The 16945-nt window shown below is 45.0% G+C and carries 9 protein-coding genes; 5 read left to right on the top strand and 4 right to left on the bottom strand.

Annotation, left to right across the window (positions count from 1 at the left end; all coding sequences use genetic code 11):
* Positions 1-89: 89 nt before the first annotated feature.
* The 4 genes from PV783_RS23185 to PV783_RS23170 all read right to left on the bottom strand — a co-directional run bounded on the left by PV783_RS23185 (position 90) and on the right by PV783_RS23170 (position 4595).
* Positions 90-2738: an ABC transporter permease gene (locus PV783_RS23185; RefSeq protein ID WP_420989764.1), complete on the bottom strand. Its 2649-nt coding sequence runs from the start codon at positions 2736-2738 to the stop codon at positions 90-92.
* Between the two features lies 1 nt (position 2739).
* Entirely contained in the window at positions 2740-3072 is a 333-nt protein-coding gene (locus tag PV783_RS23180; protein ID WP_420989763.1) for a PadR family transcriptional regulator, read from the bottom strand.
* A gap of 200 nt (positions 3073-3272) precedes the next feature.
* Positions 3273-4031 (bottom strand): subclass B1 metallo-beta-lactamase, encoded by a 759-nt coding sequence (bla, locus tag PV783_RS23175; protein ID WP_420989762.1) that lies wholly within the window; start codon positions 4029-4031, stop codon positions 3273-3275.
* Positions 4032-4142: 111 nt separating this feature from the next.
* Positions 4143-4595: a DUF1569 domain-containing protein gene (locus PV783_RS23170; RefSeq protein ID WP_420989761.1), complete on the bottom strand. Its 453-nt coding sequence runs from the start codon at positions 4593-4595 to the stop codon at positions 4143-4145.
* Between the two features lie 124 nt (positions 4596-4719).
* Here PV783_RS23170 and PV783_RS23165 point away from each other — a divergent pair, with 124 nt between their 5' ends.
* From PV783_RS23165 to PV783_RS23145, 5 genes are all read left to right on the top strand, one after another.
* Complete coding sequence (locus tag PV783_RS23165; protein ID WP_420989760.1) at positions 4720-5706, top strand: GlxA family transcriptional regulator; 987 nt, start codon at positions 4720-4722, stop codon at positions 5704-5706.
* Between the two features lie 415 nt (positions 5707-6121).
* Complete coding sequence (locus tag PV783_RS23160; protein WP_420989759.1) at positions 6122-7561, top strand: hypothetical protein; 1440 nt, start codon at positions 6122-6124, stop codon at positions 7559-7561.
* Between the two features lie 88 nt (positions 7562-7649).
* The gene (locus tag PV783_RS23155) at positions 7650-12110 is read left to right on the top strand and encodes a DUF6443 domain-containing protein (RefSeq protein ID WP_420989758.1); all 4461 of its coding nucleotides are present in this window, start codon (positions 7650-7652) and stop codon (positions 12108-12110) included.
* A gap of 3 nt (positions 12111-12113) precedes the next feature.
* Positions 12114-12797: a hypothetical protein gene (locus PV783_RS23150; protein ID WP_420989757.1), complete on the top strand. Its 684-nt coding sequence runs from the start codon at positions 12114-12116 to the stop codon at positions 12795-12797.
* 146 nt (positions 12798-12943) lie between these two features.
* Complete coding sequence (locus PV783_RS23145; RefSeq protein ID WP_420989756.1) at positions 12944-16915, top strand: DUF5977 domain-containing protein; 3972 nt, start codon at positions 12944-12946, stop codon at positions 16913-16915.
* Positions 16916-16945 lie beyond the last annotated feature (30 nt).

Genomic DNA, 16945 nt, shown 5'->3' with positions numbered 1-16945 from the left:
AGAAAAACTTTGAAATGTAAAGTAAATGAAAGTACTTTGTATTTCAAAGTGAATTAAGAAAAATTACCCGGAGTTGACGAAGAGTGATCCTATTCACTCTTCAAAACCGCCACCGGGTTGCTTCTCGCTGCCTTCAAAGTCTGCGACCCGATCATAATGAACGCGATCAGCAACACCGTCAGTAAGCCAACGAACAGTTCGGGGACTTGCACGGGGGTATGATAGGGGAAATTGCGGAGTACAACGATTTTAAAGAAGAAGTAAGTTACCGGTAAGGCAATGAGCGCCGATACCGACAGCAGCAATAGAAAACCGCGGCTCAGTAAGTATATAAGATTGCCGTCGCTGGCGCCCATTACCTTCCGGATGCCGATCTCCTTTAGTCTTGTTTCGGTGGTGAATACCACCATTCCAAATAATCCCATTGAAGCGATGGAAATAGCCAGAAAAGAGAGGAAGCCAATGATCTTGATCATAGTGGAAAATTCGCTGTATGCATCTTCTATGGCTTTGTCATAGAATTCAGCCATAAACGGATGAACACGATCGATCTTCTTCCATATAGACTCGATGCGGGCTACCGTGGCCGGCATGTCGGAACTTTGTATTTTGGCGCTGATGATGGCCCTGTCTTCAGGTGTCCAGAACGTGAATGCCACCGGCCCGATGAGGTTCTCCACCTTGCCATAGTGAAAGTCCTGCATCACGCCAACAATGGTCATTTTGCGCCCATTCAATGTAATCTGTTCACCGATTGCTTTCTCCGGGTTGTTGCCGCCTATGTTGAAGCGCTTTAAAACCTGTTGGTTAACGATCACTTCGCCCACAGCCTGGGCAGTGACGGGCCGGGCTACAAAATTTCCGCCGGCAAGGAGCTTATAGTCATGCAGCGGCAAATAGTTTTCGTCAATGTGATTGGTCATGACCAGGACAGAATCCCGCGAATCTTTATACTTCATATTGCCGCCCCAGGCGTTTCCCACGCCGGTGGTGATCAGGGACCGCGACAATGCAGTTACTTCCGGCATCTCACTGAGTTCCTTCATCAAAACGTCGGGTTTATTATCCTGCATGTTAATGTTCAGAATGTTTGCTGTCTTGAATCCCAGGTCGAATGCAAGTATGTTCTTATACTGCACATAGCCGACGGCGGTTGTTGTAATAAAGATCAGCGTAACCGTGTATTGAATCACCACCAGGGAGCGCCTGAGGGTCAGGTGTTTGAACATTTTTACCGATGAAACATTGCCGAACGCACTCATGGGGCTCACTTTTGAAAAGAATATAGCAGGCAGGAAACCGGCAATAATACCTACGGCGACGGAAAAAACGATAAATGCTGCAACCATCGATGGCGTAAGATTAAGCTTCACCGTGCGCTGCATCTCCGGCGCCATGTTGATCAGCACTGGCCGTAATACGAGGAACAGGAGAAAGGAGAGAAGAAGGGCTGCCAGGGAAATCATAACCGCCTCGGCCAGGAACTGTAGCCGTACCTGGCTTTTTCCTGCGCCGATAGCTTTGCGGAGGCCTATTTCCTTAATACGCCGCATAGCGCGTGCTATCGAAAGATTGGTATAATTGAAACAGGCGGACAATATCACAACAAATGCCAGTCCGCCGAGTATCCAAAGCACCACAGGGGGCATGTGAGGGCCAGTGAAACCAGGGCCACCCTCGGATTGACGCAGGCTCTCTCCAACCACAATGTTATATAAAGGAAGCAGCTCGAGTTGGATCTTCGTATTTTCTTCAGCGAGGTTTTCCTCTCTTGCCAAGGCATTGAGCTGCGAACGGATTGCAGCCATGTCGGCATTTTCCGAGGGGAGGATGTATACGGAGTTGGACCACATGTTTGTCCATGCGGCAAAATGGTTATCGCCTTTATTAATTTGTTCAGCCGTGGACAACGACACCAGCGCTTCGAAACTGATGTGCGAAAAGAAGGGAACGTCCTTCATGATACCGGTTACCTGGTAAGCGAGGGTATCTATTTTGACTGTCTTGCCAACCGCAGCCTGGTTGCCGAACAGCTTCCTTGCTGCTGTTTCCGTGAGCACAACAGAATAAGGATCTTTCAGCGCGGTTGCTGCATTGCCTTCCACCATCGGAAATGTAAAGATCCTGAAAAACGATGGCTCGGCCCAGAAGCCCTTGATAGGGAGAATATTGTCGCCCACCTTTGCATCACCCGAAAAGTCGTTGCGCATAATCGCCACTTCTTCAATGCCGGTTACCTTCTCTCGGATGAGCCTGCCCGTTTTTATGGATGTGGATGCAAACTTGCCGCCATCTTCGCTTTTGGAGGTCAATACATTGGTGATGCGATAAATTCTTTCGCCATTTTTGTGGAACCTGTCATACGAACGCAGGTCGAGTACAAACGCAATCAACAGTAATCCAACAGACATACTGATGGCAAGACCAAGGATATTAATGAATGAGAACAGCTTGTTGCGCATGATGTTGCGCCCTGATGTTTTAACGTAGCTTCCGATCATGATCCGGTTCGTAAAAAGGTTGACAAATAATGAGCTTCGTACCGTATAACTTCTGAAGAACTTGAAGGCATCAATGATGTAGATCAGCTTTGCACGGCGTGGCCCCATGGATTGTACATTCCGCTCAAAGCATTCGTGGAGATCCCCCGTAAGGTCCTCTACAAGCCCGGGCTTACAATACCATTCTACAAATCGCTGCGCCCAGGAGGGCGGATGGTGTTCCCGTTGTTCTTTCATGCTACATTTTTTTCCAGACAAGCGCCGGGATCCTTGCCCACAGTTCATCACGCATCGATTTGGCATTGACCAATGCTGCCTTTCCCTGCATAGTAAGCTGATAGAACCTTTTGCGTTTGCCGCCACGGGCCTTCGTTGCTTCACCCAGCTCACTTTTCACAAGCCCCTTTTCTTCAAGACGGTTGAGTACCGCATGCACTACGCCAAGTTTCACCGAACGGCCGGTATGACCCGAGAGCTCATCACATATTGCTACGCTATATGCCTCGTTTATTAACGCTGCAACGGTGAGTAGCACCAGTTCTTCGAATTCTCCGAGGTTTGTACCTTTCATTTCCGATATTAATTACGTAAATGTATGTAAAAACATTTGTATTATACATACAAAAGGTGAATAATTAATTGGAGCGATTTATAAGTCTCATTAATTGACGGGAGAGAGAAGATCTGGCATCATGGTCGCCCTGGTGAGAATTGTGCAACTCGGTTACCTGAAGAAGTTATGAGGATATTGCATGACCCGCACTCATGCTATTATTTAGTCTTAAACAGGTTAATGGTATAATCAAGTAATTTTTTGTTTCCATATTCTCCATGACCGGGAATAACAATTTTTACATTGGGATATTCCTGTTTAACTTTTTCAACGGTATTTGACCAGGCTGCAACATTGGCATCTCCCAAATATCCTTTATTGGCATCGGGTTCTTTTATTAAGCACCCCCCAAACATTATATTTTCGCTGGGGAAATAACCTACAACATTATCTTTTGTATGACCTTCCCCGAAAAATTTTGCAATGATATTTTTATTGCCCACCTTAAGAATCAGGGAATCTCTGAAACTGTTTTTGGGGACAGCAAAATTATTTTCTTTGGCGAGTTCTATTGTTTTGAAATACGCATAGGAAGGAATATTATTGTTATCAAATGCTTTTAGTCCACCTAAACAGTCGTTGTGAAAATGAGTAGGAATAATCGCATTTATTTTGCAATGAAGGGTCTCTTTTATCCACTTGATCAGCTCTTCTGAACTTTTGTCGTTGGTTGGCGTGTCAAAAACAATTGCCTCATTACTATTACTCACAATCAGACCGTTACAAGGCACGTTCCCAAAATCGTCCGTTTGTAAAAATGAAGTGTGTTCGAACGAGTTTTTTGAAATTTGCGTTACAATCAAATCATCAGATTTATAAACAACTTTGGGCTTAAACGGATTATTTTTTTGAGCGTAGCAATGCAGGATTGTTACGGAAAATACAATTATTAATAGTGTTTTTATGGCGACTTTCATTTGCTTTTACAGTTTTTATATATAGTTTCTGCTAACGCAGAATAAAAAGTGAATTTACAAAGTATTGTCCGGTTTGAGCCACAAAGCGGGGTGGATTTTGAAGTCCTGCCCCTACACATTAAACTGCCGCAAATGATGGTCAAAGTGTTTATAAGCAAGAATGCCAATTTCATCTACCTTCATTTTGCCAAAGAAGTCGTGAATAAAGCCTGGATTTGAGAAGTGCCCATATTCCGTCACCTGTTCTATCCAGATCTTTTTTTGAAGTTCTACATCTCCGTTCTTTTCTTTTATAAGAAAAGCCGATCCGGCGGGCATATTCCTTTTCATTGGTTTTTCATTTCCTACCAGGCCCTTCAGCGCCATTTTGCCAAATATCCACCCTAGTAACCCCTGTGTATAAACGGATTGATTTTTTCCTAACACCCAATTGTTCCATATCGTGCAATGCTTCGTCATTTGGTAAACGCTCATTTTACCCCACTGGGCAGTATGATTTTTAGTAAGTAAATTAATCCTGCTGATCAATTCTTCCCTGGTTGCGTTGTCGAATATTGTTTTCATAACTTCTGGTTTTGATGTAAAAGTAGGACGGAGCCGGAAGACGGTCACTGTGCAAACGTGACAATGAAAGGTGCATTTTGTGCCATTTTTTTGTATAGATTTGATGATGTAATGCCCCCTGGTTATGAAACATATTTCCATTATAATATATGACGATGTATTGCCAACGGCGGTAGCCAACACCACAGCCCTGTTGAGCAGCGCCAATGAAGCTGCTGTAAAGAAAGGTGAGCCCATTCCTTTTCAGATAGAACTGATCGGAACCCGTTTGAAGAGTGCAGCGTTAAATATGCCCCTACAGTTTTATTGCAGTAAAACCATATCAGACGAATTTGATACCGATATCGTGATCATCCCGCCAATGGGTACGGATCTGACGGACATAAATTCTTTGCTCTCCAAAAACAAGAAACTGCTTGGCTGGATAAAGGAAAAATATAATAGTAAAGCGGAGATCATCAGTCTTTGCACCGGCGCTTATTTCCTGGCAGAATGCGGCTTGCTGGATGGCATGCCGGCTACCTCCCATTGGGGCGCCATAGAAGATTTGCAGCAAAGGTACCCGTTAATAAAGTTTAAAGCCGATCATGTTGTTACCCATTCAAAAGCAATTATTACCGGCGGTGGCGGATTTTCGTCATTAAATGCCTTGTTATATTTTATAGAGAAGAACTGCGGCAAAGAGATTTCGGTAGAGTTAAGTAAATTCTATGCCCTGGATTACGGACGAACCTCGCAAAGTATCTTCACTGTTTTTTCAGGACGCCGCCAGCACAACGATGATGAAATTCATCAGGCGCAAAGTTATATCGAGAAGAAGTTTGAATCTGATATTTCAGTGGAGCAAATCGCCAGGCAGGTAAATATGAGCAAACGGAATTTTATCCGCCGGTTTAAAAGCGCTACATCATTGAGCCCGATAGAGTTTATCCAGAGAATAAAAGTAGAAGCGGCGAAAAAGGCGTTTGAAGCCGGTGAAACGAATATTGCAGCTATTACATATAGAGTAGGGTATAACGACTTAAAAACCTTCAGAACAGTATTTAAGAGAATTACCGGGTCTACGCCGGTAGAGTACAGGAATCAATATAAAACCCAAACGGTAGTTTAGTGTAATCCCGGCCTCCTATAAGTGTTTTCCCCCTGATCTGCGGTATCTTGATAAATATCGCAGGAAATCCTTGGGCAAGCTATTGTAAATATGAAAAATTAATGTTTCATTTGTTGTGTTATGAGGGAGTTTGTACGTAGCAAGTGTTATCCCTGATGTGCCCTGATCATAACACCAATGTCCTGAACCTTTGTCTGAAACCTTCTACAGTTTTTATTCGTCTCTTATTTGAAACTTGAAATTTAGAATGGAAAAGCTATCGGAATTTTTTTAATCGTCAGTTAAACACTTATAATGGTTATATTATTTACTGATACCTGATTTTATACCCTGTGTAGGTATCGATTACCCTGTACAAAGTGTTTAATTGTTGTAAGATGATTAAGCGAGATTTTACCCTTTACCAACTCCCGTTATGATGATGCGGATAAAATGGTTATTGATTTTATTGTGGGTATTCCCTGCTTACGGGCAAAGAATGGACACCACAGTCGTTCTCCCGGAGAAAACTCACCATCGCATAGCCAAGGCGATAGAAGAGCAGCAGTCCCTTTCCGCCGCGCTAAGGCGTAAACAGCTGAAGCTGATCGCAAAGCTACAGTTAGTGGAAGCCAAAGCTGGCCGGCAGTTGCAGGAAGTGGACAGTACCGCTGCCATGAACTACCTGCAGCGCACAAAAGATGCCTATGCAACCCTGCTGGAGAAATTCAACCCTGAAAAAAGAGAAGGACAGGCCCCATATATTCCACGGCTGGATTCTCTTCAGTGCCTGGTTAGTTTTTTAAGCGCCTCACCCGGCGGGAAAGATAATTTAAGTAAGACCCTGAAAAGTATAGAGGGACTAAAGGGCGACTGGCTCAAGGGGGAAAGTGTAAACAGCTTCCTGGCAGAGAGGGCAACGATGCTGAATAGTTTGAGAGAGCAGTTTCCGCAGTTACGGGGCATCAAAGGCGCCGCGGCAAAATACTCAAAGGAGCTTTTTTATTATAAGAACCGCCTCCAACAATGGAAGGAAGAACTGAATAAGCCCGCAGCCCTGGAAACCGCAGCGTTAAAGGCCCTCAATAAAGTGCCGGTATTTCAGCAGTTCCTGCGGGAAAACAGCCAGTTGTCGTCTTTGTTTGGAATGCAGACTAATGGTGCGCCGGATATGGCGGCGATAGCAGTAAACGGTATGCAAACCCGCGCCACTTTACAAACATTGCTGCAACAGCGGCTTGGACCCGCAGCCGAAAACCTGGAACAGCAATTGGCCACCCAGGCAGTAGCGCCAGGTACTGGTTTCACGGACATCAGGAATAAAATAACCTCATTAAGGTCAGCAGGAATGCCTGATGATGAAGCTGCCTTTAAAGAGAATAGTCAGCGTACCAAACCTTTTCTAAAAAGACTGGAATATGGATTTGATCTGCAAACCGGTAAGCGGAGGGCGTATCAGTTTCCCGCCAGTAATGACCTCGCGGTTTCACTCGGATACCGGCTGAACGACCGCCTGGTCACAGGCATTGGAGTGGCCTATAAATTTAGTATGGGTGAAGCGTGGAACAAAATAAACTTCACCCATGATGGGATCGGCCTGCGCAGCTACCTGGATTGGAAGCTTGCGGCGCCCGGCAAAGGGAAGAGCGCATTCCTGGGAAATATATGGATCAGCGGCGGCCTTGAACAAAACTATTGGTCCCGTTTTGAAAGCATCGCGGAACTGAGAAACCTCGCCTGGCAAACATCAGGTTTGATCGGCGTATCCAAAAAGATCCAATACCAGAAGAAAACGGCCAAACTGCAGCTGCTATGGGATTTCCTTCAGCCGGCAGGAAACCGCGCGGTTGTATTCCGTTGGGGATACAACTTCTGACGGAATCCTAAAAAAATCAAAGGAGCGGGAACCTATTCCATTCTCCTATATCGCCTATACCGATTTGAAATTAATAAAAGTTGTATTGATGAACTTATTCAAAACATACCTCGGCTTTCTGACCGGATTATTAATGATGATCCCCGCAAAAGAAATGCTGGCACAAGCACCCGCCCCCTATACCGTACAGGATGGGAATACTATTTATACTGTTACGGCAACCTCTCCCCAAACGAATCCCACCATTCTGAATACACTTCCGCTGAGAGATGCCAAAGTCACAACGCAGTATATTGATGGTCTTGGCCGGCCATTTGAACTGGTGCAGAAGAAAGCCTCTCTCATTACTGATCCCGCAAGCCCATTATCTTCCACAGCAGCAGTGGACCTGGTAACTGCCAGAACATATGACGTATACGGAAGAGAAGTATATTCTTTTTTGCCTTTTGCTGCCAATAATACAAATGGCAATACTTCCATTTCGGATGGGAACTTCAAAAAAAATCCATTTGAACAACAAGCCACCTTCTCCCAGGGAGAGTATCCGGGGGAAACTTTTTTTTATGGTAAAACGAATTTTGAACTGTCTCCCCTGAGCCGCGCCACGGAAGTATATGCCCCCGGCAATAGTTGGGTAGGCACAGAATCTACCACAAAGAAAAACATTACAACCAGGTACCTGGTGAATACCGCAACCGATGCCGTGAGGTACTGGACCGTAACCATAGCAGCGGTGGGGGGACTTAGCACTTATGCTACCACAACAACTTATCCTCCGGGAACTTTGTCCAAAACGATCCAGATAAATGAGCATGGTAAACAGGTTATTGAATTCAAAGACAAAGAAGGTAAAGTAGTACTGAAAAAAGTGCAGCTTACGGCGTCTGATGCAGGAACGGGAAGTGCTCATACCGGCTGGCTGAACACCTATTACATTTATGATGATTTTAAAATGCTGCGCTGCGTGATACAACCCAAAGGCGTTGAACTGATCTCTGCAAATTGGGTGCTTACGGATGCCACCATATTGGCCGAGCAGTGTTTCCGGTACGAATACGATGCAAAGAGACGACAGATCGTAAAAAAGATCCCCGGCGCCGGCGCACAATACCTTGTATACGACAGCCGCGACAGGTTGGTACTCAGGCAGGATGCTATACTGGGAAGCGGGAAATGGGAATATCTCCAGTATGATAGCCGTAACCGGCCCGTTGCCACCGGTATATGGACCACCGCTACCACTTTTGCAGCTCATATTACCGCCGCAGCGCTCATTCCAAATGGAACTGCCGGTAATTATCCCGCAGCAGGTACCTCCGGACTCGAAGAACTGAGCAGCACTTTTTATGATAACTATGATTTTCTGACAGCAACAGCTTACTCCGGGCACGGATTGAATGCAGGTTTCTTTACAGGAGATAACAGTTATTTTTCCGCCGCCAGCAATACCGCCTGGCCCTACCCGCAGGCTGTTACTTCAACAACCGCTACACAGGGAATGGTTACAGGTGGAAGGGTAAAAGTACTTGGAACCACTACCTGGCTGTATACCGCTACCTACTATGATAAACAGGGAAGAACCATACAGGTGCAAAGTAAAAACCTGACCGGCGGCCTCGATGTTACCACCACCCAATATACTTTTAACAATCAGCCCCTGATCACTGTACAACGGCAGGTAATCGCCGGGGCTGGTGCGCAAACCACCATTCTGTTAACTAAACTGACTTACGATGACCTGAACCGGCTTGTGAAAACGGAGAAGGCCATCAGCAACACTACCGTGAACAGTGGGGCAATGACGTCTTACAAAACTATTTTGGAAGTGGTCTATGATGCCCTGGGGCAAATAAAAAGTAAAAAGATAGGAACAAAGCCGGCTGGCTCCACTCCACTTGAAACGCAAAATTCAACGTATAATATCAGGGGATGGCTGTTAGGTGTGAACAGGGATTTTACCAATCCGTCCGCCCCATCAACACCTGGATCAGGTAACTGGTTTGGCTTTGACCTGGGATACGATAAACTTGCCAACGCATCCACCAGGAATTACCTGGGACAACAATTAAACGGTAACATCAGCGGAATCGTTTGGCGGTCGGTGGGAGATGGCGTTCCCCGGAAATATGATTTCAGTTATGATCCGCTCAGCCGCCTGCTGACAGCTGGATTTGAGCAGCGAAACAGTGACGGCGCCTGGAACAACAGCCTGGTTAATTATACCGTTAAAATGGGAAGCACCGGTGCTGATCCGGCCACCGCTTACGACGCCAACGGAAATATTCTCCGGATGCAGCAATGGGGCCTGAAGTTAAATGCCAGCAGCCAGCTCGACGACCTGTCTTATACCTATATTCCCAACACAAACCGCATACAGGCCGTTACAGACGCATTTAACGACAATACGAGCACCCTGGGCGATTTTAAGTACAATGCATCTACCAAAACTACCACCGACTATACCTACGACGGTAATGGTAACCTCACCATCGATAAGAATAAAGGGATTACCAGTGCCATCTCTTACAATCATCTGAATCTGCCGGCTGCAATACCGGTATCAGGAAAAGGAATGATCGCTTACACTTATGACGCCTCCGGAAATAAATGGAAAAAGAGTGTAACGGAAGGCAGCACCATCACCAATACTTATTACATAGGCGGGGCGGTATATGAACAGAAAGGAACAGGCCCGCTGGTCCTGCAATTCATGGGGCATGAAGAAGGCCGCATCCGTAATACCATTCCAACAGGAGGAACCACCCTGGTGTATGATTATTTTCTGAAAGATCACCTGGGAAATGTACGGATGATACTTACGGAAGAAGTGAAACGGATCAATTACCCGATAGCAAGTATGGAAAATGTTACCGATAAAAATAACCTGGCGGATCCGAATAACTATATACCCTACTATTCCAATGCGGATTATACCGTAACGCCTTCTGTACGCGAATTGAAATCAAATACGTCGAACCCTCCTGCCAATGGCACCACAAGTCCCAATAACTATTGGACAAAGCTAAGCAGTGTGGCCGGCGACCGGAAAGTGGGGCCCGGAATATTGCTGAAGGTAATGGCCGGCGATAAAATTGAGCTCCGTTGTGATATGTGGTGGCGGGGATCTGCCACCGGCGCTACGCAGCAAAGTCCGCTTGCCGACATTTTATCTATCCTGGCCACCACTATTACAAGCGGACCGGGAGCTGGCAAAATAACTTTGCCGCAAACAGGTACCAACGGCAGCTTTTTCAACCCGGCTGTAACCGGGTTTATGAGTAACAACAATCCGGCGCAAACCACAAAGCCCAAAGCATACCTGAACTGGATTTTTCTCAATGAACAGTTTGCCTACAGCAGTACCAACGGCAGCGGAGCAGAACCGCTGGGCGCCGCCGACACCTATAAAACCTATACAAGGCTCGATGCGAATGGAAATGCCATTCCTGTGTTGCAGAGCGGATATGTTTATATTTATACCAGCAACGAAAGCAATATTGCCGCGTTTTTTGATAACCTGGCAGTGAACCACATTCAGGGGGCACTAATAGAGGAAACACATTATTATCCGTTTGGGCTGACGATGGCGGGGATATCTTCGGCTGCGCTCAAAGGATCAAATTATCCGCAAAACCGGATGAAGTACAATGGGAAGGAGCTGCAGCATAAAGAATTTGCAGATGGATCAGGGTTGGAGTGGTATGATTATGGCGCGAGAATGTATGATGCGCAGATAGGGCGTTGGCATGTATTGGATCCTGTAGCAGATAAAATGGCGGATTATTCCCCTTATAACTACACGCTTAATAATCCGATACGACTTATTGATCCTGATGGCAGAAGCCCTGAAGATATTGTGTTTTTTGATAAAACAGGGAAAGAGATTCATAGGATACAATCAAATACCCAGTATAGAACATTCGTACAAACAGGAGATTTGACATTCGGGAATTTTGTGTCAGGTAAAACGTTTACTGAAGCACCAATGCCTAATGTAATACAATCGAGGGAAGGAAGCAGTACAACAGCTCCCAAATATCAAAAGTATGATTATACAATAGCGGCGGAGACATTTCTTTTTAATAAGAATAAGGAAAATGGAGTAGTTCCGGCATATACAAACGGGACTACTCTTGGTGACCCATCTTCTGTGCCGGATCTGGATCCAACACTGGTAAAAGCCGTGGTTATGCAGGAAACTGTAATGGGAACTTATGATGGAAACAAGAAGGACAAAAATGATGCGACAACAGACATTATGCAATCAAATGTATACTATAGTGCAACATCTAATGACTGGAGTGACTCCAAGACTCAATTTGGTTTAGAGAAAGGAAAGGGCGTTTCTGATGCAACACAAAGTGTTAAAGCTGGTATAGGTATTTTATATCAGAAAGGCCTCAAAGGATCTGATGGTAAAAAATGGACAGGTGGAGTAGATTGGGGAGAAGCAGTAAGACGGTACAATGGTGGTGGGGTAGATGAGTATAAGGAAAAAGTTTTTAAGATGAAAATGGATTCAAAAGTACCTAATCCTCCAAATTATTAAACTATGAGATACAATATATGCATTTATATATTTTCGATAGTGTATTTGTTGGCAGGATGTAATAATAATAGGATCAATAGCCCAGGTGAGGGCGCAGCAGTTAGTATAAAGGAGGTTGATAGTTTTAAAATAGATGCTGTTGAATTTGTTGAACAGGATAAAGTGGTTGACACTATTGAATTAAAAAGCGTAGCTAAGAGAATAACCTGTTCCGGCGATTATACTGCATTAAAAGAAGAGGAAATTGTAGACGAATTCAGTTTTTTCAAAAGTCAGGTTCTTTATTTTAATTATAAGGGAGATATAAGCAGGTTACTTAGTGATTCTTCTTTTGTAACAGCATTTTACAAAAAAGTAGTTAATGAGAGCGCCGATTATTATCAGATTGAACAGTTACGATTTTTAAAAATTGATTCCGTGCAGGTCGCCGGTTATGGGGACTGTATAATAGCTTCATTTAAATATTTTAATCCGACCTCTGCTAATCAGGATAAACCTGTTATAATGTTTAGCCTGGAAAGGAATGAGGTAGTTGTTTGGAGCTTTAGTGGTTGGGATGTAAAAAAAGGTATGATTGAACTGGATTTTAAGGTCAGGGGAGGAAAGCACACTTTATATAAAGTTGGATATGATGCCAAGATCCGGGAATTTATCCCCAATTGCTATAAGATAATAGCAACGAAATAATATATTACAACAAATCCTGAATATCTATAAAAAGAATTTTCCTTATGCCTGGCTCTCTTAACCTAATCAGATCCTACTACATACTTATTATATGCGGTATCCTGTATCCGCGCCTCGTGTTATCTCAGAATACCGCCTTTGATCAAATGCGGAAAATTCCGATTACTTCCCCGGATGTGGCATCACTGACCCGCGCGGCCGAATTCCCGGTTACCTATTTTAACGGCAGGCCGGAAGTATCTATTCCCATTTATACCATCCGTACCGGCGATCTGGAGTTTCCTATCAGTTTGAGCTACAGCGGAGGAGGAATCAGGGTGTCTGAAGAAGCCAGCTGGGTAGGCCTCGGGTGGTCATTAAATGTTGGAGGAGTTATTTCCCGGCAGATAAAAGGAGCGGATGATGATCTCGTGTCTAACAAAACGTTTAAACAATACTATCCGGACGCATTGGGGAATACATACCAGGCCGGCGCCCAGGCGCGGAATTTTATGTTGCTGCATAACCTGTTGTATAAAGCCAACGGGCAAGCTTATACGAGGGAGGAGCTTTGTCCTTTCCTGTGCTCCGGGGAAATTGACGGAGAACCGGACTTGTATGTGTACAATTTCGGGAAATATACAGGCAAATTCACCGGGTTTTCTACTGCTGAAGTGGTGGATATCAGTGGCAATAATATCCGGTTTGAAAAATCAGGCAATGGAATTATTGCCACCGATCCGGAGGGTTTCCGGTACGAATTTATGGCGGTTGAAATGTCGATGACGGCCGCAGGACCTACTAAAACGGCTTATTATCTCACAAAAATCACCAGTCCGGCTAATCGTATCCTTACGCTGAAATATAAAACGTTCCGGGAGTACGTTTATCCTGTAACCGGCACCGGTCATAGCGCAGATTATATCGGTATTTCCAGTGCATTTACCAACGTGGATTATGTAACACAAATGCCCGACCTTACGGAGGAGTATATCCAATACCAGGCTATTGCCATGCAGGGGCCAACCGGGATGCCCACCAATGGGGGGCTGAACAGCACTTTCAGCACGTCTACTATCAGAACGCTCTTTCTGGATAGTATCTTTTTTGAAAATGGCGCCGTGCAGTTTATACCAGATAGCAGGAAAGATTTGTTTGGCGTAAAGCTGAATGGCATCACCGTTTTTAATAAGGCAGGTACCGCTGTGATGACAGCCGGATTCGATTATGACTATTTCACTGCCCGGCCTGGGAACGAATCGTATACTACCACGAGCACAAGGCCAGGAGTAAAACTACCCTATGATGAGTCTTACCGGCGGAAAAGATTGAAGCTGAAAGGTGTAACGGTAAAAGGAGAGGTGTATAAATGTTATTATTACGAAGGCGCAGACGGATTTACACTGCCTTATAAAAGTTCCTTTGAACAGGATTATTGGGGGTACTATAATGGAGCGACTTCAAACACCTCACTGGTACCGGATTTTAAGCGATATAATTTCCTGGCAGCCATTCCGCCCGTGTTACGAAGCTGGGTAGGCGCCAACCGGGACCCGAAATTTCCACAGGCACAGGAGGGGATGCTGAAAAAAATCATGTATCCAACCAAAGGACTGGCTGAGTTTGAATACGGCCTTCATGAATATAATAATGCCCCGGCAGATATAATTGTTAACTATAACAATGTGGGTGCATTAAATACCACAACAGGCGTTACTACCACCACGGTGGATATAGCGGCGAACTGTTATGTGGATATAACAGTGAACCTGTTCTGTAATCAACCTGCGGATGCAAATCCAACAGGAACAGGCTGGGACTGTTCCTGCATCTTCCCGCCCTGCAGCCCCGTTAATATGCAAAATGCCATGTGGGTCACCATAGAAAGGGTAAATCCGGCCACAGGCGCTGTTAGTCCTACGGAATGGGAATACGATTTTTCCAAAGACATTGTGAGGAATCAAAGCGGTAATTTCGTATTAACCAATCAATACTTTACCGCCGGCAGATATAAGTTAACGGCCAACTACCCCGATAATAAAGTGGGAGTGCAGGGTCAGAAAATGGCTTATATCTCCCTTAAAATTCCTGTTACTACAAACGTTGCTCCATTGGGCACAGGAGGTGGGCTGCGTTTAACCTCCAGCAGCAGATTTGATCCGGTAAGTAAAATCACGTCAAAGAAGCTATATACCTACGAACAGGGCATGATGATGCATTTCCCCACTTATTACAGTGGCCTTACAAACAGACAGATCGATGTGCTGCCAGGATCAGAAGTTACGGTAATAGATGAGTATGTCACACACACACTTTATGCGAACCCACGTCAGCCTTACACATTTTCCGCCAATGGAAGTCATGTTGGTTATGGGAAAATTAAAGAGAATTTTACCGGAGAAGCATTGGGCCGAACAGAATATTTGTACAACGTAATCCCGGATAAATATCCGCAATTGTCGAACCTTGATCTTATTCCCGGTACACCCCCTATCCCCAGCCTGGAAAACGGGTTCCTGAAAACGGTGAACTTCTATGATAATACCAGCAGGTTGGTGAAATCGGTATCCAACACGCCTGTGGTAAAAAAGACCCAAACCTATTGGGCATTCAAACAACGTAAACAAATGCAGTCACAAACAATTAATGTGTTAAACTTTGATTTGTTCCTGCATTTATCATTTTATCCTATACAGACAGGCAAGCTGCTCACAGCCACCAGTACGGAAACAGTATATGATAATGTGAACACCCCCGGCATTTCTACCAGTAAAACATTTGAGTATAACGACCGCGCTTTTCTTCAATCGGAGCAACTGACACGCAGCGATGGCACACCGGTGGTTAAGCACTACCGGTATCCCGGCGATTTTACGGCCACTACCGGATGGATAGGAGAGTTGAAAACCCGGAACATGATCAGCACACCCATTGAAGCAGTTACACAGGTGAACGGTAAACTGGTGGAAGGAACCTATAAAACATTTGCGCTGCACGATAATATTGTAACCCCAAATGAGGTATATGCGGCAGAAACATTAACCCCGGCAACGGTAGCCTTTATTGCGCCTTCCGGAACATTGCCGGCCGAGTATAAACCCGCCGGGCAGCTGGACTACGACGCAAAAGGAAACCTCAATTATTCCAAAGCGAATAATAATATCAGCATAGGATATAAATGGGGCTACAATAAAATGTACCCGGTAGCCGAATGTAAAAATGCGGTTCCTTCGCAGTTTTATTATGAAGATTTTGAAGGGAACGGTTCCCTGGTGTCCAATACCACCACCGCACATACAGGCAAAGGCGGGTACAACGGGTCTATTGCGCTTGCCGGCCAGTTTTCAGCCACCACAGCGGGCAGAACTTACCGTCTCTCTTATTTTAAACAGAATGGAACTGTTTGGGAACATATTGATCAACCATACACCGGGCAGTCTTTGTCAGGTATAGTGGATGATATCCGGATTTATCCGCAGGACGGTGAAATCACAACTTACACTTATTTGCCACTGGTGGGAATCAGTAGCGTTATTACCCCCTCCGGCAATACTTCTTTTTATAGTTACGACGCATATAACAGGCTATCCATGATCCGTGATCAGGATGGCTATGTGATGAAAACCTTTAACTACGCCTATTCCGCTACTTTAGGCCAGGAGAATTCCACCACCTATTCCAACGTAGCCATTACACAGAATTTTTATAAACAGTGTACCTCCGGTGAAGGGTCGCTGGTGCCCTATACCGTTCCTGCAGGAAAATATACAGCCGGATCGCCGGAGGAAGCAAATGCACTGGCACAGACGGAAATCGATTTGCAGGGACAGTCGAATGCCAATACCAATGGAACCTGCGATGTAGGATTGGCTATCACCAGCATTGTAAACGGCCCGGGAACTTCGTTTACAGTCAACTTTACCTGTCCTCCTGGTATGAACTTCTTTATCAATCTTTTTGCTAAAGATCCAGTTACCGGAAGGCCCTACAACGACAGACCCTATTCCGTTCCACTGGGATCCACCAGCTTTACAGGCGACATCGCAAAAGGTAAAACATGGATATTCTCCATCACCGCAGGAGGAACCAATTTCCCTTCCGGGATCAGCTCCGCAAATGTGAGCTTCACTTTCCCATAACGACATAGTAAATAATAAAAAGAAGGCTGC

It is taken from the genome of Chitinophaga sp. CC14 (assembly GCF_048957795.1).
In the GTDB taxonomy this organism is placed as follows: Bacteria; Bacteroidota; Bacteroidia; order Chitinophagales; family Chitinophagaceae; genus Chitinophaga; species Chitinophaga ginsengisegetis.
Note: the sequence above shows the minus strand (reverse complement) of the source record. Positions and strands in the feature narration are given on the sequence as shown.

Coding starts and splice junctions, on each gene's coding strand:
- PV783_RS23185 (WP_420989764.1), bottom strand. CDS start 2,738: ATGAAAGAACAACGGGAACACCATCCGCCCTCCTGGGCGCAGCGATTT.
- PV783_RS23180 (WP_420989763.1), bottom strand. CDS start 3,072: ATGAAAGGTACAAACCTCGGAGAATTCGAAGAACTGGTGCTACTCACC.
- bla (WP_420989762.1), bottom strand. CDS start 4,031: ATGAAAGTCGCCATAAAAACACTATTAATAATTGTATTTTCCGTAACA.
- PV783_RS23170 (WP_420989761.1), bottom strand. CDS start 4,595: ATGAAAACAATATTCGACAACGCAACCAGGGAAGAATTGATCAGCAGG.
- PV783_RS23165 (WP_420989760.1), top strand. CDS start 4,720: ATGAAACATATTTCCATTATAATATATGACGATGTATTGCCAACGGCG.
- PV783_RS23160 (WP_420989759.1), top strand. CDS start 6,122: ATGATGATGCGGATAAAATGGTTATTGATTTTATTGTGGGTATTCCCT.
- PV783_RS23155 (WP_420989758.1), top strand. CDS start 7,650: ATGAACTTATTCAAAACATACCTCGGCTTTCTGACCGGATTATTAATG.
- PV783_RS23150 (WP_420989757.1), top strand. CDS start 12,114: ATGAGATACAATATATGCATTTATATATTTTCGATAGTGTATTTGTTG.
- PV783_RS23145 (WP_420989756.1), top strand. CDS start 12,944: ATGCGGAAAATTCCGATTACTTCCCCGGATGTGGCATCACTGACCCGC.